Source organism: Thioclava sp. UBA3469 (genome assembly GCF_002378135.1).
Classification (GTDB): Bacteria; Pseudomonadota; Alphaproteobacteria; order Rhodobacterales; family Rhodobacteraceae; genus Thioclava; species Thioclava sediminum.
Genome location: NZ_DFRG01000194.1, coordinates 2,990 through 3,358, shown reverse-complemented (window position 1 = coordinate 3,358; position 369 = coordinate 2,990). Strand labels below are relative to the sequence as shown.

Annotated in this window: 1 protein-coding gene; it reads right to left on the bottom strand. The window is 64.8% G+C overall.

Going from position 1 to position 369, the window contains the following annotated elements; all coding sequences use genetic code 11:
* Positions 1–8 precede the first annotated feature (8 nt).
* Positions 9–369 (bottom strand): rhomboid family intramembrane serine protease (locus B3D39_RS13870; protein ID WP_286789811.1); only part of this gene is annotated, 361 nt, incomplete at its 5' end.

The following is a 369-nucleotide window of genomic DNA, read 5'->3' as shown; positions in this document are numbered from 1 at the left end:
GGGCAGCATCAGCGTCTCCGTGTGACTGTGGGGATATTGGTTTGGCGCTCGCGGGCCTCGGGGAAGGGCGGGTGGCCATGGGTGAGCCGCCAGAAGAGCGGCCCGCCAAGGCGATACCACAGCGGCAGCGTCAGAAGCGCGCCCGCCACGAAGCCTCCGATATGGGCCATGTGGGCGACGCCGCCCGACGCGCCGCTAGTGACTTCATTGAACAGCTGGATCGCGAACCAGAGACCCAGAACCAGCCATGCAGGCGTGGCCCAGATCTTGAAGAAGACGAGGAAGTAGAAAAGCACGTCAATCCGCGCTTTCGGATAGAGCAGCAGATAGCCCCCCATCACGCCTGCAATCGCCCCCGAGGCGCCGACC